Annotated in this window: 11 protein-coding genes; all 11 read left to right on the top strand. The window is 74.9% G+C overall.

Translation table 11 applies throughout. The features are described from left to right. Nucleotide 1 precedes the first annotated feature (1 nt). Nucleotides 2–811, top strand: a complete 810-nt coding sequence (locus ACFXPK_RS22900) for a class I SAM-dependent methyltransferase (RefSeq protein WP_384996041.1) — start codon at nt 2–4, stop codon at nt 809–811. Nucleotides 812–832: 21 nt separating this feature from the next. Beyond that, entirely contained in the window at nt 833–1,441 is a 609-nt protein-coding gene (locus ACFXPK_RS22895) for a phosphopantetheine-binding protein (protein ID WP_384996039.1), read from the top strand. After that, a complete protein-coding gene (locus tag ACFXPK_RS22890; protein WP_385078128.1) occupies nt 1,425–2,243 on the top strand; it encodes a hypothetical protein in 819 nt (272 codons plus the stop codon). Before ACFXPK_RS22895 ends, ACFXPK_RS22890 begins: the two co-directional genes overlap by 17 nt. A 170-nt stretch (nt 2,244–2,413) precedes the next feature. After that, nucleotides 2,414–2,641, top strand: coding sequence for a response regulator transcription factor (locus ACFXPK_RS22885; RefSeq protein WP_384996034.1), 228 nt, complete (start codon nt 2,414–2,416; stop codon nt 2,639–2,641). A gap of 41 nt (nt 2,642–2,682) precedes the next feature. After that, entirely contained in the window at nt 2,683–8,229 is a 5,547-nt protein-coding gene (locus ACFXPK_RS22880; protein ID WP_385078125.1) for an amino acid adenylation domain-containing protein, read from the top strand. 80 nt (nt 8,230–8,309) lie between these two features. After that, nucleotides 8,310–10,133: a hypothetical protein gene (locus ACFXPK_RS22875; RefSeq protein ID WP_385078122.1), complete on the top strand. Its 1,824-nt coding sequence runs from the start codon at nt 8,310–8,312 to the stop codon at nt 10,131–10,133. Between the two features lie 156 nt (nt 10,134–10,289). Further along, a complete protein-coding gene (locus ACFXPK_RS22870; protein WP_385078120.1) occupies nt 10,290–11,129 on the top strand; it encodes a phytanoyl-CoA dioxygenase family protein in 840 nt (279 codons plus the stop codon). Continuing rightward, nucleotides 11,110–14,484 carry an amino acid adenylation domain-containing protein gene (locus ACFXPK_RS22865; protein WP_385078117.1) on the top strand — a complete coding sequence of 1,125 codons (3,375 nt, stop codon included), beginning with the start codon at nt 11,110–11,112 and terminating at the stop codon, nt 14,482–14,484. Before ACFXPK_RS22870 ends, ACFXPK_RS22865 begins: the two co-directional genes overlap by 20 nt. A 14-nt stretch (nt 14,485–14,498) precedes the next feature. Next, nucleotides 14,499–14,729, top strand: a complete 231-nt coding sequence (locus ACFXPK_RS22860) for an MbtH family protein (protein WP_385007137.1) — start codon at nt 14,499–14,501, stop codon at nt 14,727–14,729. Then, nucleotides 14,722–15,738 carry a TauD/TfdA family dioxygenase gene (locus ACFXPK_RS22855; protein WP_385078114.1) on the top strand — a complete coding sequence of 339 codons (1,017 nt, stop codon included), beginning with the start codon at nt 14,722–14,724 and terminating at the stop codon, nt 15,736–15,738. The genes ACFXPK_RS22860 and ACFXPK_RS22855 overlap by 8 nt, the downstream gene beginning before the upstream one ends. After that, nucleotides 15,735–19,805: an amino acid adenylation domain-containing protein gene (locus ACFXPK_RS22850; RefSeq protein WP_385078111.1), complete on the top strand. Its 4,071-nt coding sequence runs from the start codon at nt 15,735–15,737 to the stop codon at nt 19,803–19,805. Before ACFXPK_RS22855 ends, ACFXPK_RS22850 begins: the two co-directional genes overlap by 4 nt. Nucleotides 19,806–19,894: the final 89 nt, after the last annotated feature.

Below are 19,894 nucleotides of genomic sequence, written 5' to 3'. Positions count from 1 at the left end.
CATGCTGCGCCGCTACAAGGACTTCGCCGTGGATCTCGACATCCGGCGGGACACCTTCATCGACGCGCCGCGCGCGGAACAGCGGCGCTGGGTGATCCACCGTGCCGTCGACGAACTGGCCGAGCAGCTACGCCATCTCGATGTCACCGCGCCCGACTACATCGGCGGCACCACGCGCGGCGAGATCCACGCCAACTGGGACGAGAGCGAGGCCGACTACCACGACGACCAGCTCCTCATCGAGGGCCAGCAGGTGATGCAGGACTGGGAGGAACGGCTCATGCACCGCATGGCGGAGCGTGTGACCGCCACCCACGGCGACATCCTGGAGATCGGGTTCGGGCTCGGGCTGTCGGCGACCTTCATCGAGGAGCAGGGGGTGCGTTCGCACACCATCGTCGAGTACAACGACGGCGTGCTGGACAGGGCCCGGCGGTGGGCAGCCGAGCGCCCCGGCTCCGACATCGAGCTGCTGCGGGGGCACTGGCAGGCCGCGCTGCCCGCGCTCGGCGACTTCGACGGCATCCTGTGGGACGCCTTCCCGACCAGCGAGGCCGAGTTCGACCAGTACGTGCTGCGGGACAGCACGGTCGCGGAGGCGTTCTTCTGCGAGGCCGCCGCCCATCTGCGCTCCGGCGGGGTCTTCACGTACTACACCAACGAAAGGGATTCGCTGAGCCGCCGTCACCAGCGGGGGCTCCTGCGGTACTTCTCCTCGTTCGCGGTGGAGGTGGTGGACGGTCTCCGGCCGCCGCCGGACTGTCAGTACTGGTGGACGGACCGGATGACCGTCGTGACCGCGACCCGCTGAGCAGTGGCAGAAAGGAACTCCGTGTCCTTCCCCGGAATCGCCGGCCTCTCCCCTTCCCAGCTCGACGCGCTGGAGGCCCTTCTCACGGCGGGCGGTGCCCCGTCGCGGGAGAGCGCTCCCGTGGAGCTGACCGTCTACTACGTACCGGAGCCCGGTTCGCCGCCCGGCGAGGCGGAGCTGCGCGCGCACACCGCGCCGGTGCTGCCGGACGAGACGGTGTGTGTGCGCTTCGTACCGGTCACGGACCTGCCGTCGCCGGACACGCTTCCCGGGGACACCGGAGGGCGGCCGGACGGCCCCGCCGTGTCCGGGGAGGAAGCGGCGCCCGCCGGTGACCTCCAGCGCTGGCTGGCCGCGGTCTGGGCCGATGTGCTGGAGGTGCCCGTCGCGCGGGTGGACGCGGACTTCTTCACGCTGGGCGGGAGTTCGCTGCGCGCCGTGCGGGTCCTCGCCCGCCTCCAGGCCGTCCTCGGCATCGAGCTGCCGGTGGCGACCCTGTTCGCCCACCGCACCGTGGCCGGGCTCGCGGACGCCCTGGAGGCGCGCTCCGCGGAGGTGCCCCGCTTCGCCGAGATCGTGGCCGTGGCCGCCGAGGTGTACGGGGAGGCGCCGGATGCCGGGCAGCGGTGACACACGGGCCGCGTGGGCTCCGCTCGTCCCGGGCGCCGACGGGGACGTGGTGCTCGCGGTGGACTTCGCCACGACGGGGCGGCGCGAGGCGACGTTCGCCGAACTCGCCGGGCTGCTGCCGGGCCCGCTCGACGTACGGCAGGCGGTGCCGCCGCCCGACGCGGGGCGGGAGGACGACCCGGCGGGGTACCACCTGCGCTGGTGGGGCGGGCAGGTGGCGTACGGACCCGGCGCCCGCCCGGTGCGCGCGGTGCTCGGCTACTGCGCGGGAAGCGTGTTCGCCTCGCGTCTGGCGGACGTCGTGGAGCGCCGGCAGGGCGAGCGGCCGGTGCTGCTGCTCTTCGACCCGGAGGTGCCCACGGTGGCCGGTCTCGACCGGGACGTCCGCAGGGCGGTGGAGGGGATGGACGGGGTGAGCGACGAGGAGCGGGCCGGACTGCGGCGCGGGATCGACCGGATCCGTGACGCGACGGGCGACGACTTCGACAAGGCCGCGGAGGCGTTCGTCGCCCTGTACCGCGAGGCGTACGGGACCGTCCTCGCGCGTATGGGGGTGGGCGGTCACTTCGCCGAACAGCTCACGGGACTCTTCCGTTCCTACACCGGCTATCTCACGGCGGCGCGGCATCTGGGGCCGGGGCCCGGCTGGGCGTCGGCGACCTCTCTGCTCTCCTCGGGCCGGAGCGGTGGGCACACCGGGCGGGAAATCCGGTTCCCGGCAAGCCAGGAAGATCTCCTGCGCGACCCCGGAGTGATTCGTACCGCTTACGAACTGATATCACCGACGGAAATCACCGGATGACCGCCGGACATGGGCCGGTGGAAAAGTCAAGAGGGCCCGAAATGGCGCCCGGGGGTCAAGTACCCTATATTTGACGTTCGTTGAGGGTTGACCACACTCGATTCGCCGACGATCCGCAGGGGGAACGTGCGTTGCACAGGTCAGCGAGTAAACCCGAAAATGGGGCGCACATGAACGGCCGGAACGTGTCGCCCAGAGAACTCCAGGTCGTGAAATACGTCGCCCGGGGTTTTACATACAGTCAGATCGCCACTCGACTGGGAATCAGCGTACATACCGTCAATACTTATATTCGGCGCGTGCGTCAGAAATGCGAAGTGGAAACACACGCGGATATCGTCCGCCTCGGAATTTCCTTGACGAATGACCTGGGCGGCTCGGGTGCCGCCGCCGCGTGACGTGCGACCGGGCGGACGGAACGGGGAGGGGTGGGGCGCGCATGTCCGAGAGTGAGGGGTCCCGGAGGGTCGCGGGGCTGGCCGAAGCCGTGCGCCGGCACGCGGAGTCGGCCCCCGACACGCTCGCGGTGACGTATCCGGCGGAGGGGACGGCGCTCACCTACCGCGAGCTGGACGGGCGGGCCGCCCGGCTCGCCGGTCATCTCGTATCGGCGGGCGTACGGCCCGGGGACCATGTGGTGCTCTCCCTGCCGCCCGGCGCCGATCTGGTGGTGGCCTTCCTGGCGGTCGTACGCGCGGGCGCCGCGTATGTGCCGCTGGACCCCGGCCACCCCGCCGAGCGGCGGCGGCTGATCGCCCGTGACTGCGCGGCGCGGGCCGTCGTCACGCTGTCGCGGTTCGCCGACGCCCACGAGGGGACGGGCCCGACCGTGCTCGCCCTCGACGCCGACGCCGGACGGATCGCGGGGAGGGACGGCGCGTTCGCCCCGGTGGCCGTGGGCCCCGAGGCGACCGCCTATGTGTGCTACACGTCCGGGACCACCGGCACGCCCAAGGGCGTGGTCGTCCCGCACCGCGCCGTCCTCGACCTGGTGAACTCCACGGACTACGTGCGGCTGGCGGCGGACGACAGGGTCGCGCAGGCGGCGAACCCCGCCTTCGACGCCATCACGTTCGAGATCTGGGCCACGCTGTGGGCCGGGGCCACCGTCGTCGGGCTGGAGAAGGACGTCGTCCTGGACCCGATCGCCTTCGAGGCGGCGGTCCGCGACCACGGGGTGACCGTCCTCTTCCTGACCACCGCGCTCTTCCAACAGATCGCGAACGAACGGCCCGCGGCCTTCGCCCCGCTGCGCACCCTTCTCTTCGGCGGCGAGGTGTGCGACCCCCGTACCGTACGGCGCGTACGGGACGCCTCTCCCCCGGCCCGGCTGCTGAACGTCTACGGACCGACGGAGGCCACCACCTTCGCCACCTGGCACGAGATCGGCGAGCACGACGACCTCACCCGGCCCGTTCCCATCGGCACGGGGATCGGCGCGACCGTCACCCGTGTCCTGGACGGCCACGGCTCCCCGGTGGAGCCGGGCGCCACCGGGGAGCTGTACCTCGGCGGCCCCTGCCTCGCCGTGGGCTATCTGGGCCGGGACGCGCTGACCGGGGAGCGCTTCGTGCCCGACCCGACCGCCCCCGCCGGGGCCCCGGGCCGGAGCGACGGCGGCGCGGACGGTGACGGCAGGCTCTACCGCACCGGCGACCGGGTCACGGTGCGCGAGGACGGCGCCCTCGTCTTCCAGGACCGCGTCGACCACCAGGTGAAGCTGCGCGGCTTCCGCATCGAACCGGGCGAGATCGAGGCGGTGCTCGTCGGGCATCCGAGCGTCGCGCAGGCCACCGTGATCCCGCGCCGCACCCCGGCCGGAGACAAGAGCCTGGCCGCGTACGTCGTGCCCGCCACGTCCGGGAGCGCGGACGCCGACGCGCTGACCGCCGAGTGGCACGAGATCTACGAGACGCTCTACAGCGAGCCGGACACGGCGGGCTTCGGGGAGAACTTCGTCGGCTGGAACAGCAGTTACGACCACGCGCCCATCCCCCGCCAGGAGATGCGCGAGTGGCGGGACGCCACCGTGGCACGCATCCGCGAGCTGGACACCCGACGCGTTCTGGAGATCGGTGCGGGCACCGGGCTGCTCCTGGCGCATCTGGCGCCCGGCGCCGACGAGTACTGGGCCACCGACTTCTCGGGGACCGTACTCGAAGCGCTCCGGCTCCAGTTGCGCGAGAGGCCCGAGCTGCGGGACAAGGTGACCCTGCGCCGCCAGGCCGCCGACGTCACCTCGGGGCTGCCGCGCGGCCACTTCACGGCCGTCGTGCTCAACTCGGTCGTCCAGTACTTCCCGGACGCCGGCTATCTGCGCGCCGTGATCGAGGGCGTCCTGCCGCTGCTGGCCCCCGGCGGCTGCGTCTTCCTCGGCGACCTGCGCAACGCCGCACTCCAGCGCCCGTTGCAGACCGGGGTGACCCTGGCCCCCGGCGACCCGGCGCGGGAGGCCGGAGCCGTACGCCGGGAGATCCACGAACGCGTCACGGTGGAGACCGAACTCCTCCTCGACCCCGGCTTCTTCGACGTCCTGGCGCGCGACCTGCCCGCCATCCGCTCCACCGACGTCCGCGTCAAGCGCGGCCACGGCCACAACGAGCTGACGCGCTACCGGTTCGACGCGGTGCTGGGCACCGCCGCACCCGCCGCCGACCTGCGGGAGACACCCCGCGCCGGCTGGGGCGAAGCCATCGCCGACGCGGAGGACCTGGCCCGCCATCTGAAGGAGCACCGGCCGGCCAGGCTCCGTGTCACCGGCGTGCCCGACGCGCGCACCGCGGGGGAACGGGCGGCCCTGGCCGCGCTCGACGGGGGCGCGGAAGTGGCCGAGGCCCTGGCCGCCCTGGCAGCGCCGCCCGCCGGCGGTACGGGAGGCCCCGGGGACCCGGAGGAGCTGTGCGCGCTGGCCGAACGCGCGGGCTACCGGGCCCTGGTCACCTGGTCGGGCGCGCGGGCCGCCGAAGGATCGCTGGACGTGGTGCTGCTCGACCCCCGGCATCTTCCGCCGGGCCGGCTGACCTCCGTGTTCCTCACACCGGAGGACGACGCCCGCGCGCCGGGCGACTGCGCCAACACGCCGGCCGCCTTCGACCGTACCGTCGACCCCGCGCTCGTACTCCGCAGATATCTGCGGGAACACCTCCCCGACTACATGGTCCCCGCCACCATCACGACGCTGGGCGCCATGCCGCTCACCACCAACGGCAAGGTGGACCGCGCCGCGCTGCCCGAGCCCGTACGCGGTGGGTCCGCCCCCGGACTGCCGCCCGCCACCCCGCTCGAAGAGATCCTGTGCGACCTCTTCGCCGACACCCTCGGCATGCCCAGGCGCGACCTCCACGCCGACTCCGACTTCTTCCTGTCCGGCGGGCACTCCCTCGCGGGCGCACGGCTCCTCTCCCGGCTGCGCACCACCCTGGGGGCCGACCCCGGCGGGCGGGCACTGTACGAGGCGCCGACACCGGCCGCGCTCGCCGCGCTCCTCGGCGAGGAGACCGCCCGCGCGGAGCCGACGGCGTCGGCCTCCGTACCGCCCCCGCCGGGCGCGGACGTCCCCCGGGTGCTGCCGCTGCGGCTGACGGGCCCCCTGGACACCGAGGCCCTGCGTACCGCGCTGCGGGACGTGGCACGGCGCCACCCGATGCTCCGCACCACGTTCACCGCCGCCGGCGGGCGGACGACCGGCGCGCCCGACGCGGTCCGTGCCGAACTGCCGGTTCTCCGCACGCCGTCCGGGAGCGCCGCCGCCGATCCGGTGCGCGCGACGGACGGCCCGCTCCCCGATCCGTACGGCACCACCCCGCCATGGCGGGCCGAGCTGCACCACAGGGGTCCCGACGACCATCTGCTGCTGGTCCGGCTGCACCCGTGGCTCGCCGACGCCTACGCGCTCGCGCCGCTCGGCGCCGATCTGCTGGAGGCGTACCGCTCCCGGGTGAACGAACACGCCCCGCGCTGGGCGCCGTTGCCCCCGCCCGGCCCGGTCCCCGAGGACCGCGGCACGGCACCGGACGCGGTACGGCCCACTCCCGTACCCACGTCCGTGCCCACGTCCGTGCCCACGTCCGTGCCCGCTGTCCTGTCCGTGCCCGCTCCCCTGTCCGCCCCCGGCGCCGCCGCCGGACGACCGGCGGACGGCGGCGTCCCGGGGCACGGGGTCCACCGCGCCCGTCTCCGGGCCGATCTGCACGCCCGGCTCATCGCGTACGCCGCGGAGCACGACACCACCCTGTCCGCACTGCTGCACGCGGCGCTGGCAGCGCTCCTCGCCCGGCAGGGCGCCGAGGGCCCGGTCGTCACCACGGCACCCGTGGCCCGCCCCGGCGGCCCGGCCACCCGGGGGAGCGTGGCCCCGCTGACCGGCGCCCGCGCCCTGCGGGTCGACACCTCGGGCGATCCGTCGTTCGGCGTACTCGTCCGGCGGGCGCACGAGGCGGTGGTCCTGGCGTGCCTGCGGCCGGGCGCGGAGCCGGCCCTGCCGGGCGGTGTCGCCCTCGCCCTGTGGCGCCCGGCCCTTCCGTCCGCCGAGGTCGCGGGGGTGGAGGCGGCGGCCGAGCCGGCGCCCGCTCCGTACGACGGGGCCGATCTGAGCCTGGTGCTGACGGAGGAGCAGAGCCACACCGGCGCCTGCGAGGGCATCGGCGTGGCGGCGTTCTTCCGGGGCGAGGCGGTGACCGGGGAGACCGCCGCCGGTCTGGTCGAGGCGTGGACCACGCTGCTCGACTCGGCCATGGACGACCCCGCACGGCCCGTCGGCCGCCTCGACCTGATCGCCCCCGCGGCCCTGGAGCGGGCGCAGAGGCAGTGGAACGGCGACGAACAGCCCCTGGAGCCGGGCACGGCGGCACGGCTGCTGGAGGCGGCGATCCGCGAGGCCCCCGGCGCCCCGGCGCTGGAGCACAGCGACGGAGCGGGGCCGGCCGGGGCCGTGGTCACCTACGAGGAACTGGCGTGCCGCGCCGAGGCCGTCGACGCCGCGCGGGGCCCGGCGGGGCCTGCGCCGCTGTTCGCGGCCCGGGTCGACCAGGTGGCCGCCCTGGTGGCCGCCGCCCTGGCCGGATCCGGCCGGGGGCTCGTCCTCCACGGCGAGGCGGGGGCGGTCGCGGGCGGCTGCCGGATCGGCGCCGGGCGGGTGGACGCCGCGGCGGCGTACCGCCGGCAGACCCTGCCGGGCGCCCGCGCCGCCTGGCTGGCCGAGGGCACGTACGGCGGCAGCGCGGGGGCGGTGGACCTCCTCGCGGCGCTCGCCGCGGGCAACACCGTGCTCGTTCCCCCGCCGGACGCGCTCGGGGACCCGCGGGCGCTCGCCGCCTGGCTGGCGGAGAGCGGGGCGCGGGACGTGATGGCCGGGCAGGAGACCGCGCTGCGGCTGTGCCGGGCGATCGGCGCGCGCGGCGATCGCCCCGAGGCGCTGCGCTCCCTCACCGTGACCGGCGACGCCTACGACCCGGATCCCGCCCTGGTCCGTACCGCCCGGGACCTCGGTCTGTGCCTCGTCCACCGCGGCGGACCGGAGGAGGCGCGCCTGGTCCGCGTCCACGGCACGGACGGCGGGGTGTCGGTCGCGCCGAACCACCATGTGTACGTACTGGACGCGGCGCTGCGTCCGGTGCCGCCCGGCTCCACCGGCGCGCTCTGTGTCGCGGGCGCGGGCGTGGCCGACGGCTACCCCGGTCTGCCGGGGGACACCGCGGAGCGGTTCCTCCCCGACCCCTACCGGCGGCCGGGCGCCCGGATGTGGCGCGCGGCCCGCGCCGCCCGGCGGTGCGCGGACGGCCGGGTGGAGGTGCTGGCCGGTCCCTGGCCCGAGGACCCGTACGAGGACGAGTACGCCACCTTCCGGGTGGTCGAGAGCGCGACGGGGCGGCACGCGGTGTGGCCCAGCGGCCTGTCCGTCCCCGCCGGCTGGCGTGAGGTGCACGCCGAGGACCTGCGCGAACTGTGCCGGGAGTACGTCGTCGAGCACGCCGCCGGCCGCGCCTGACCATCCCTGTCGCCGCCGGGCGGGACGCCTGTCGGCGCACGCCGGCTCCTTCCGAGGCCCTTCAGGAATCGAGGCATCCCATGAGTTCTGCCGAGGCGGTCTTCCTGCCCTGCACGTCGCTGGACGAGTACGGGGCCGCGGTGGCGCGGTTCGCGGACTCCGACGCGGTCCCCGTGCCGGTGTGGACCGGGGCGCGGGACGATCTGCTGGACGGGGTCGCGCTCGCCGAGGACGTCTACCCCGGTCGCGGCACCATCCGGCCGTGCGCCACCGGTGTCGTCCTCGGCGACGCGCTTCCGGAGCCCGTGCTGCGCGCCGCCCGGCCCCTCGCACGGAACTGGGTGACCGGGGTGGACGACCTGCCCGGGTCGGGCTCGGTGCTGGTCGTCGGCGCGTACCCGGAGCTGACCGCCGCGCGGCTGCGGCCCCTTGTCGACGCCACCCACCGCTCGGCGCGGAACCTGTTCCTGCTCACGGGACGTGACGCGCACAGTGTGAGCTGGATGATCGCCAAGCAGTACGCCGCGCCGGACCCCCGGGGGCCGGTCGGGATGTTCTCCGCGCTGGACCCGGCCTCCCCCGTACCCGGCGTGGAGTGGTTCGGGGCCGACGACATGCGCCACCGGGACATCCAGGGACTCGCCCTGAACCGGGTGTGGCGCCGTCTGCTCTTCCACGGCAACGGCACCGAGGACCAGTTGCATCTGGGCCAGTTCACGGTGTGCGGTCTCAGTCCCGCCGGGGACCGGGCGCCGGGGCGGCCGGGCCCGAAGTGCGCCTTCGGGCTCGGATGCGTCAAGCCGGAGGACAAGCTGGTGCCGGCGCGGGCGGTGCGGGCGGCCGAACTCGTCCTCGCCAACTGCTTCAGCGGCCCGCTCGCCGACCACGGGGCGTACGACCCGAAGTACCTCGGTCTGCTGGCGGCCGTGGACGGGCCGGCCAGGACCGTCGTGGCCACCCTCTTCGCGTGCGACGCGCAGCGCCCGGAGATCCTCGCCTGGCTGGACGCCCCTGACCGGGGCAGTTCCGCGCGGGCCCTCAACGAACGGCTCGCCGACATCAACCCCTACCCCGCCTTCGTGCAGGTGGGGCTCCAGGTACCCGCCGCCGACGAGCCCGCCGTGCCCGGCGACGACGGGCGGGGCCGCGAGGCCGCCGGGGCGTATCTGCGCGAGGTGGGGGGACGGCTGGCGGGTCTGCTGGACAGCGGGCTGACACCGCAGGACCATCCGCTGCGCCCTCGGCTGCGCCCCCTCGCGGACACCGTGCTGCGCGACACGGTGCGTACGGTCACCGGTTCCGCCCCGGAGCGGCGCGCGGCGCTCGCGGCGGTCGTGAAGGAGGTGACCTCGCTCGACCTGGCGCTGGCGCAGCGGTTCGCCAAGCACCGGGACGACCCGGTGTTCGACTTCTCCACGTACTTCGGCGAACGCAGCGTCGCCGGGGAGCGGACCGCGCTCGACGCGGCGTGCGCGTGCGGCGGCCCGCTGGACGGCTATCCGCACCGGGGCGTGGTGCCCCAGGTGACGGACACGGTGCGCGGCGTCTGCGCGCGGTGCGGCGACGTGTACAACGCGCTCGTCGGGGCGCCGCTGCTGCGTGTCGACACCCCGCTCGGGGGCGCGCCGGGGACGAGCGTCACGGTGCGGGTCGAGGCCGTGGGGCGGCGTGCGGGGACGGTGAACCTGGGCATCGTGCCGTCGCCGACCATCCGCGTACAGGTACGGCCCTCACTGCGGCGGGTGGAGGTGGCGGCGGGGCAGCCGGCGCGGGCGGAGTTCACCGTCGGGATCGAACCGGACGCCGTACCGCAGTTGTACTGTCTGCTGCCCTTCGCGGTGCAGGACCTGGGAATCGCGGTGAGCCGCGTCTACTTCACCGTCGCACCGGACGAGCGGGAGTGAGAGTCGGCGCTCGGCCGGTGCCCGGGGCCTTTTCTCGATGCTCCCGAATGCGCCGGCGGTGTCAAGTCCCGTTTTTCCGCGACTCAACAGCCCGTCACCGTCATTGAAATCCTGCGAAGGCACGAGAGACCTCCGAGCAGAGAGGCAGGCTTTCCGTTGCTGACCGAGGAACAGATCGAGCGGTACGAGGAGGACGGATATCTTCTGCTGCCCCGGTATCTGAGCCACGCCGAACTCGACGTACTGCGCGGGGAACTCCCCGTCGTTTTCGGCGAGGAGTCGCCCCGGCGGGTTCTGGAGGAGGGCAGTGGCGCCGTGCGCGGGGTGCACGGGGTGCACGAGACCAGCTCGGTCTTCCGTACGCTGGTGCGGCTTCCCCGACTGGTCGGTCCCGCGCGTCAGTTGCTGGGAAGCGACGTCCATGTCTTCCAGTTCAAAATCAACGCGAAACTCGCTCTCGTGGGTGAGGTGTGGGAATGGCACCAGGATTACCGGTTCTGGCGCGACGAGGACGGAATGGAGACCGACCGGGCGCTCAGCGTGGCGGTGCTGATGGACGACGTGGACGAGTTCAACGGGCCTTTGATGTTCGTCCCCGGGTCGCACCGGGACGGGCTGTGCGCCGTCGACACGCATGACGCGGACTGGACCCGGACCCTCACGTCGAAGCTGAAGCACTCCCTGCGTGTGGAGGCGCTGGCGACCGCCGCCAAACAGCGGGGCATCGTGGCGCCCAAGGCCCCGGCGGGGTCCGTACTGCTCTTCCACAGCAACATCCTGCACGGCTCCGGGCCCAACATGTCCCCGGACAACAGGACCATGGTGCTGATCAGTTACAACAGCGTGGAGAATCCGCTGCGCGATGTGCCCGACCCGCGACCGGAGTTCCTCGCGAGCCGCACCCCCGACCCCGTGGTCACCGTCGGCGACGACGCGCTCGCCGCCGGATTCCCGCACGGAGGGAGGGGGCGCCGCCATGGGTGTGGACAGTCGTGAGGAGCGGATCGCCGCGCTGCTCGCCCAGCGGGGGCTCTCCCGGCCGGACGGGGACGGGCCGGCGCCGCGCGGCGGGCGGAGCCGTGGCCCCCTCTCCCGGGGGCAGCGGCGGATGTGGCTGGCGCAGACGATGCGGCCGGAGAGCGCCGCGTACAACGTCGCGTCGGCATGGCGGATCGAGGGCGATCTGGACGAGGCGGCCCTCGTACGCGCCCTGGAGCGGCTGGGTCTGCGCCACTCCGCGCTGCGGACCGTCTTCCGCACCGCGGGAGAGACGCTGGAGCAGGTCGTGCTCGACGCCCCGCCCGAGGTGGAGATCGTGGTGTCCGGCGCCGTGGACCAGGACGACGAATCCGCTCTCGCGGCGGCGCTGGCGGAGCGGGCCGGTACCCCGTTCGACCTGGCGCAGGCGCCGCCGGTGCGGCTGACGCTCCACCGGCACCCCGGGCGCCGCTGGACGCTCGGTGTGGTGCTGCACCACATCCTCGTCGACGACTGGTCGCTGGGGATCCTCCAGACCGATCTGGCCGCGCTCTACCGGTCCGAGCTGCGCGGCGACGCGGTGGAGGCCGTCGGGGGCCCTTCGTATCTGGACTGGGCGGAGCGGGAGCAGGGGCGTCGCGAGCTGACGAATCATCAGGTGCGGTACTGGGCCGAGCGGTTGCGGGACGCGCCCCGGCGGATGGATCTGCCCGTCTCCGGTCCGCCCGGGGACGCCACCGCGGCCCATGTCCCCGTCCCCGCCCGCCCCGCCGCGCTCGGCGCGCTGCTGGACCTCGGGCGCGCGGAGGGCTGCTCCCCCTTCACCGTGCTGCTCACGGTGTGGGCCGCGCTGCTGCACCGGGTCACCGGTGAGGGGGACATGGTGGTGGGGACGCCCGCCACACTGCGCGACGGGCCCGAGACCCACGGGATGGTCGGCTTCTTCCTCAACACGTTCGCGCTGCGGCTCGCGGTACCGGCCCGCGCCTCCTTCCGGCGGATGCTGGCCCACACCTCCGACGCCCTCGCGCAGGCGCACGCCCACGGCGCCGCCCCCTACGACGCGGTCGTCGAGGCCGTGGACCCGCCCCGGCAGGACGTGCGCCACCCGCTGTTCCAGGTGTGGTTCGCCGCCGAGGGCGAGGGCGTCGACCCCCTGAAGCTGGACGGCGCCATGTGCCGGGAGATCCCGGCCGGGGGCGGCGACGCCAAGTTCGACCTGGCGCTGTTCGCGACCGGTGGCGGGGACGCCACCCGGCTGACCCTGGAGTACGACCCGTCGATGTTCGACCGGGACACGATGGAGCGGACGGCGGCCCGGCTGGGCCGGCTCGCCGACGCCCTCGCCGCCTCCCCCGACACCCCGCTCGCCGATCACGACCTGCTCGACCCCGCCGAACGCGACCTCCTGCTCCGTGGCTGGAACACCACCGGGGACGCGGCCTCCCCCGTACCGCTCGCGCACCGGTGGTTCGAGCGCCGGGCGGCGGCCGAGCCCGGCCGGGCCGCGCTGGAGCAGGACGGTCGGCAGGTGACGTACGGCGAACTCGACGGGCTGGCCGAGGCGGTGGCCGGCGCGCTGCGCGCGGCGTCGGTGCGGCCGGGCGACTTCGTGGCCGTGGCGGTACGCCGCTCCCCCGCCATGGTCGCCGCGGTCCTGGGGGTGCTGAAGGCGGGCGCCGCGTACGTGCCCCTCGATCTCGACCATCCGGCGGAACGCCTCGCCATGATCCTGGAGGACACGGCCGCGCCCGTGGTGCTCGTCGACGCGCACACCCGCGCCGCGCTGCCGCCGTCCGCGGCGCGCCTCCTCGATGTCACCGCCGTCACCGAGGTCACCGGGCGGGCACCCGCCGTCCCCGTCCCCCCTCCCCTGATCCCACCGGAGGCGGTGGCGTACGTGACGTACACCTCCGGCTCCACCGGCCGTCCCAAGGGCATCTGCATGCCGCACCGGGCGGTCGGCAACCTCGTGGGCTGGCAGCTCGAACGCTACGCCCCGGTGCCGGCGGGGCAGCGCACCCTCCAGTTCGCCTCGCTGAGCTTCGACGTCTCCTTCCAGGAGATCTTCTCCACCTTCGCGGCCGGCGGGACGCTCGTCCTCATCTCGGAGGACCAGCGGCGCGACGTCCACGCCCTGGCGGACCTGCTCACCGCGCTCCGTGTGGAGCGGCTCTTCATCCCCGCGGCGGCCCTCCAGCAGATGGCCGAGGGGCACCGGGCGGGCGGTGGACTCCCCCGGACGCTGCGGACGGTGATCTCCGGGTCGGAACAGCTCGTCGTGACGGACGATCTGCGCCATCTGTTCTCCGCGTTGCCGGACGGCCGGCTGCACAACGAGTACGGCCCCTCGGAGACCCATGTCACCACGGCCCACGCCCTCAGCGGCGATCCGGCCGACTGGCCGGCCTGGGCGCCGATCGGACGGCCCGTCACCGCGTCCCGTCTCTATCTGCTGGACCCGTGGGGACGTCCGGTGCCCGTCGGTGTCACCGGTGAGCTGTACGTCGGCGGCGCCGGTCCTGCCCACGGCTACCTCGGTATGGCCGCCGCCACCGCCGCCGCGTTCGTGCCCGACCCGTTCTCCGGCGAGCCGGGAGCCCGGCTGTACCGGACCGGCGACCAGGCGCGGTACCGGCCTGACGGCACCCTCGTCTTCCTCGGCCGCGCCGACGACCAGGTGAAGATCAGCGGCTACCGGGTGGAGCTCGGCGAGGTGCGGACGGTGCTGGAGGAACATCCGGAGGTGGGTACCGCCTTCGTCCGGGTGTGGGGCGAGCGCTCCGCCGACCGGCGGCTGGTGGCGTACGCGACCCCCTCGCCGGGGGCGGACCCGGACGAGGAGGGGCTGCGGGCGTATCTGCGGGCCCGGCTGCCCGCGTACATGGTGCCCGCCGCGTACGTCCTGCTGGAGACGTTCCCCCTGACGGTCAACGGCAAGGTCGACCGGCGGAGGCTGCCGGAGCCGCGCTTCGGCTCCGCCCGGCGGGGCGGCGGGGAGCGTGTCGAGCCGCGCGGCGGGCGGGAACGGCGCGTGGCCCGCCGGTTCGCGGCCGTGCTCGGCACGGACACGGTGGGGCGGGACGAGGACTTCTTCCGGCTGGGCGGCAGCTCTCTGCTGGTGGCGCGGCTGCTGACGAACATCCGGGAGGAGTTCGCGGTCTCCGTGCCCTTCACAGGCTTCTTCGGCGACCCCACGGTCGCGGGCCTCGCCGGGCTCGTGGCACGGGCCGAGGCCGAGGAGGGGACCGCGCGGGACGAGGCCGGACCGACCGGCGCCGCGGACGACGGCGCGGGTCTCGCACGGCTGGACATGCTGCTCGACGAACTGCTGGGCCCCGCCGGTGATCCCGGCGCGGAACGGCGCGACTGAGGAGGAACGGCTCCATGGAGAACACGGACACCGACGAGGGCGTGGAGAACGCCTGGTTCGTGGTGGTCAACGACGAGGACCAGTACTCGGTCTGGGCGGCCGGCCGCCCCGTTCCCGACGGCTGGCGGACCGTGGGCGAGGCGAGGGACCGGGCCGCCTGCCTGGCCCACATCGAGGAGCACTGGACCGACATGCGCCCGAAGTCGGTACGCGGCGCCCTGGCGAGCGGAGGACACCATGGCTGAGACCGCGGACCTGCCCGAGCGGGAGGGCGTGCGCGCACCGGGGGCCCCCGGTATCGAGCTGACCCTGACGGAGGCGGAGCGGGGGGTGCTGGAGGACGTCACGTCCCGGCTGGCCCGCGAGCTGCCCGCGTCGGCGCCGTACGACCTGTGCCGCGAGGCCCCGGTGACCGCCCACGAGCTGCCGCTGCGGCTCCGCCGGGCCCTGGGGGAACTGCGGCAGGACGGCCCGGCGGCCTACGCCCTCGTCCACGGTCTCGCGGTGGACGACGAGGCCGTCGGCACCACGCCCCCGTCGTGGGGGGACGGACCGGCGCGGGACCGCACCCGCCGCCAGGAGATCCAGGCGGTGCTGATCGGTTCCCTGCTCGGCGAGGTCTTCGGCTGGCGGAGCCAGCAGGACGGCGCGGTGGTGCACGACGTACTGCCGATGCGGGAGTACGAGAACACCCAGATCAACTTCGCCAGCCAGGAGCCGATCTGGTGGCACACGGAGGACGCCTTCCACCCGTTCCGGCCCGACTACGTCGGCCTGCTCTGCCTGCGCAACCCGACGGGCGCCGCCACGACGGTGAGCTGCGCGGCCGACTGGGATCTGGGCGACCCGGCCTTCGACGTGCTCTTCGAGCCGAGGTTCCGCCAGCTCCCCGACCACTCGCACGGCGTGACGGGGGACGGGGCGGAGCGCCGCCCGGTGCTCTTCGGGCCGCGCGAGCGCCCGTACGCGTGTGTGGACCCGTACTTCCTGGAGCCCCCGGGGGACGACCGGCTGGCCGGGGTGCTGCGCCGGTTCTACGACACCGTGGAGGCGTCCCTGCGCCAGGTGGCGCTGGCGCCGGGCGACATGCTGCTGGTCGACAACCGCAGCGCCGTGCACGGCCGCAGGCCGTTCGCCGCCCGGTACGACGGCAAGGACCGCTGGCTGAAGCGCATCAGCGTCAGCAGGGACCTGGGCCGCTGCTGGTCCGCCTGGAGCAAGGACACCCGGCACGTGCTCGTCGGCGACCGGTGACGGACACCGGACGGCCGCTGTCGGCGGAGGGCGCCCGCCCGTCCGCCGACGGCCCCTTCGAGCGCCTCTCGCTCCTCCCGCCGGAGCGCCGCAGCGCGTTCCTCGCCCGGGTCCGCGGCGACGCGCGGCTCGGTGACGAGGTCCTGCTGACCGCGGCGCAGCGGCGCATGTGGTTCATGGAGCAGTTGGCGCCCGGCAGGCCCGTCTACACCATCGCGTTGGCGTACCGCTTCCGCGGTCCGGTGGACACCGCCGCGCTGCGCCGGGCGCTGCCCGCGCTGGTGGAGCGGCACGAGATGCTGCGGATGCGGTACACGGAGATCGACGGGGTGCCGGTCCAGTCGCCCTCGGGGGAGCCGCTCCGGTGTCCCGTGACCGACCTGCGCGGGTCGGGGTCGCCGGAGGAGGCGGCCGAGGAGGTACGGCGGCGGGTCGGGGCGGCGGCCGACGCGCCCTTCCGTCTCGACGGGGGGCCGCTCGTGCGCGCCGGGATCCTGCTCACGCGGGAGGCCACGGTGCTGACGCTGACACTGCATCACAGCATCGCGGACGGCTGGTCGCTGGAGATCCTCCTCACCGAGCTGGCGGTGCTGTACGACGCCGAGGCGGCCGGGCGGCGGGCGGCGCTGCCGGCGCCCCCGTACCGTTACGCGCGGCACGCCGCCTGGCAGCGCGCGTGGCTGGAGGGTCCGGAGGCGGCGCGGCAGCTCGCGTACTGGCGGCGGCAGTTGGCGGACGCGCCCGAGCTCCTCGCGCTGCCCGCCGATCCCGTGGACGTCCCGGGCGCGGCGGGCGGGACCGTCGGGGCCGCCGCGGAGCTGTCGGCGGGGACCGCCGCGCGGCTGCGGGAGCGCGGGCACGGCGAGGGCGCCACGCTCTTCATGGTGCTGCTGGCCGCCTACTCCCTGACGCTGCACCGGTTCACGGGGCAGGAGGACGTGCTGATCGGGTCGCCGGTGTCGGGCCGTCACCGTCAGGAGGGCGAGGGAACGGTCGGGCTGTTCGTGAACACCGTCGTGCTGCGCGGGGTACGGGCCGGGGCGGCGACCTTCGCCGGGCTGCTGGCCCGCACGCGGCAGACCGCGCTGGACGCGTACGCCCACCAGGATGTGCCCTTCGACGTCCTGGTGGACGCGACGGGGGCGCGGCGGGTGCCCGGACGCAATCCGCTCTTCCAGGCGTTCCTCTCCGTGGAAGGCTTCACGGAGCACCCGGTGGTCCTGGGCGGTGTGCCGGGCGAGGAGATCACACCGCCCGGCAGCGGGTCCCGCTTCGACGTGGACCTGTGGGTGAGCGAGCGGCGGGACGGCGCTCTGGCCCTGCGGCTGAGCCTCGCCGAGGAGCGCTTCGAGGAGGCGACGGCGCGGCGTGTGCTGGACCATGTCGTCGCCGTCCTCGCCGCGGTCGCCGAGCGCGGCACCGCGCTCGGTCTGTCCGGGCTGGGGACGGCGGGCCGCCCCGCGGCCCTGCGGGGTGCGGCCCTGGCGGAACGGCGCGGGGCCACCGTGTGCGATCTGGTGACGCGGCAGGCGGAACGCACACCGGACGCCCTCGCCCTGGTGGCCGGCGCGGAGCGGCTGACGTACGGGCGGCTGTACGAGGAGGCCCGTGCGCTGGGCGACCGGCTCGTGGCGCTCGGGGTCGGCGCGGGCGACCGGGTGGGGGTCCATCTGGAGCGGACCGCGCGGCTGCCCGTCGCCGTCCTGGGTGTCCTCCTGGCCGGGGCGGCCTACGTACCGCTCGACACCGCGCTGCCCGCCGAGCGGCTGATCTGGGTCCTGGGAGACTGCGGGGTGCGTCTCGTGGTCACGGGCTCGGATACGGGGCAGGACGCCTTCCGGACGGCCGGGGTGCGCGCCGTGCGGGCCGACGGGAGCGGGGCGCACGGAGCGGTGGCCCCGGGGCGGGAGCCCGCGCGGCCCGGCCCCGGGGACCTCGCCTATGTCCTCCACACCTCGGGTTCGACCGGCCGCCCCAAGGGCGTGGCGGTGGAGCACCGCAGTGTTGTCGCGCTGGTGGAGTGGGCCCTGCGGACGTACACCGCAGAGGAGTTGGCGGGGGTGCTGGCCGCCACGCCGCTCTCGTTCGACATCTCCGTCTTCGAGCTGTTCGTGCCACTGGCGGGGGGCGGCACCGTGATCCTCGCCGAGAGCCTGGGCGGGCTGTCCACGCCGCCGGACGGCGCCCCGCCGGTCACTCTCGTCAATACGGTCCCCAGCCTTCTCCAGGACCATCTGCTGGAGCACTCCCTGCCCGGATCCGTGCGTACGGTGAACCTCGCGGGGGAGCCGCTGCCCGCCTCGCTCGCGAAGGCGGTGCACGCGCGGGGGCCGGTGCGGCGCGTCGTCAACCTCTACGGGCCGAGCGAGGACACCGTCTACTCCACCTGGAGCGAGGTGGAGCCGGGGACGGACCGGCCAGCGATCGGCAGACCGGTGGACGGCTGCCGCGCCTATGTGCTCGACGAGCACGGCGGTCCGCTGCCCGAGGGCGCGGTGGGCGAGCTGTATCTCGCCGGGGCGGGTCTGGCGCGCGGCTATCTCGACCGGCCCTCGCTCACCGCCGCGCGGTTCGTGCCCGACCCGTTCACCTCGCTCCCCGGCGGCCGGATGTACCGCACCGGGGATCTCGTACGGCTGCGTACGGACGGGGAGTTGGAGCATCTGGGCCGCGTGGACCACCAGATCAAACTGCACGGCCTGCGGATCGAGCCCGGCGAGATCGAACACGCCCTGCTGCGTTCGCCCGGGGTGCGCGGCGCGGCCGTCGTCGCACACGGGAAGGGCTTGGAGGCCCGGCTCGTGGCGTATGTGGCCGGTCCGGACACGCTCGCCCCCCGTGCGCTGGCCACCGCGCTGCGCGCACGGCTCCCCGCGCATCTGGTGCCGTCGCAGTACGTGGTGCTGCCCGCGCTTCCGCTGACCTCCAGCGGGAAGACCGACCGGCGGGCGCTGCCCGACCCCGGGACGCCGGCCGGCCGTCCGGACTCGCCGCCGCCGCGCACGCCGGAGCAGCGGCTGGTCGCGGATGTCTGGGGCGAGGTGCTCGGGCGCGACGGGCTGCGCCTGGCGGACGACTTCTTCGTGCTGGGCGGCAACTCCCTGACGGCGCTGCGCGCGGTGGGCCGGCTGAACAGGGAGACCGGTGCGCGGCTGGCCCCGGCCTCCCTGTTCGAGGCGCCGACCGTGGAGCTGTACGCCGGGCTGCTGGCGACGCCCGGCGCGCGCGGTGCGGCGGGCGTGGCGGGTGCGGCGCGGGTGACCGTCCTGCGGGAGGGCTCGGGCCGGGCACCCGTGGTCTGTCTGCCGCCGGTGGGCGGTGACCTCCTGGGGTACGCCGGGTTCGCCACGGCGCTCGGCGCCGGGTTCCCGGTCCTCGGGACCGTCGCTCCCGGACTGGATCCCGGACCCGGCCCGCGCCCGCTGGACTCCGTACCCGAGTTGGCCGCCCACTGTCTGGCGTCGCTGCGCCGGGAGGGCATCGACCGGCCGGCGGCGCTGGTGGGGTGGTCGATGGGCGGGGTGGTCGCGGTGGAGATGGCGTACCGGCTGCGGGTGGCGGGCGGGGCGCCGCCGCCGGTGGTGCTCATCGACAGCACCGTGCCGGGACCCGAGTTCGACGTCGCCGACCCGCTCGCCGAGTTCGGCGCCCATCTGGCCGCGGGGGCGGGGCTGACCGAGCACGTCCACGACGGCAAGTGGTCGGACGCGGCCGCGCTGCTGAGGTGGGCGCGCCTCCACGGTGTGCTGGGCGAGGAGACGGAGCTGGACCGGCTGCGGGCGCGGCTGGAGGTCTTCCGGGCCCATCTGGCGGCGCTGTCCCGGCACCGTGTCACACCGCATCCGGGGCCGGCGCTCTATCTGGCGTGCCGTGCCGAGCGTGCCGGGGAGCGCTGGGCGCCGTGGCGGGCGCTGCTCGGCGAGGGCCTGACGGTCCGGGAGGTGCCCGGCGACCATCACAGCGTCATGCGCCGGCCCCATGTGGGGTCGGCCGCCCGGGAGACACGGGCCTGGCTGGCCTCGCTGCCCGGAGGGGAGAACGAGCGGGAGAAGGAGATCCCCGGCTGACACCGCCCTCGTCCGCCCGCCCCGCGGGCCCGGGTCCCGGGGCGGCGGCGGTGGCTACGGCGGCGGTGGCGTGCCACCGACCGGCTGTC

It is taken from the genome of Streptomyces sp. NPDC059142 (assembly GCF_042755665.1).
GTDB lineage: Bacteria > Actinomycetota > Actinomycetes > Streptomycetales > Streptomycetaceae > Streptomyces.
The sequence above is the reverse complement of the archived record's forward strand: the minus strand, read 5'-3'. Positions and strand labels throughout refer to the sequence as shown.

Bases quoted from the DNA above. Each gene is read 5' to 3' on its own strand.
- ACFXPK_RS22900 (WP_384996041.1), top strand. From the start codon at position 2: ATGCTGCGCCGCTACAAGGACTTCGCCGTGGATCTCGACATCCGGCGG.
- ACFXPK_RS22890 (WP_385078128.1), top strand. From the start codon at position 1,425: ATGCCGGGCAGCGGTGACACACGGGCCGCGTGGGCTCCGCTCGTCCCG.
- ACFXPK_RS22885 (WP_384996034.1), top strand. From the start codon at position 2,414: ATGAACGGCCGGAACGTGTCGCCCAGAGAACTCCAGGTCGTGAAATAC.
- ACFXPK_RS22880 (WP_385078125.1), top strand. From the start codon at position 2,683: ATGTCCGAGAGTGAGGGGTCCCGGAGGGTCGCGGGGCTGGCCGAAGCC.
- ACFXPK_RS22875 (WP_385078122.1), top strand. From the start codon at position 8,310: ATGAGTTCTGCCGAGGCGGTCTTCCTGCCCTGCACGTCGCTGGACGAG.
- ACFXPK_RS22865 (WP_385078117.1), top strand. From the start codon at position 11,110: ATGGGTGTGGACAGTCGTGAGGAGCGGATCGCCGCGCTGCTCGCCCAG.
- ACFXPK_RS22860 (WP_385007137.1), top strand. From the start codon at position 14,499: ATGGAGAACACGGACACCGACGAGGGCGTGGAGAACGCCTGGTTCGTG.
- ACFXPK_RS22855 (WP_385078114.1), top strand. From the start codon at position 14,722: ATGGCTGAGACCGCGGACCTGCCCGAGCGGGAGGGCGTGCGCGCACCG.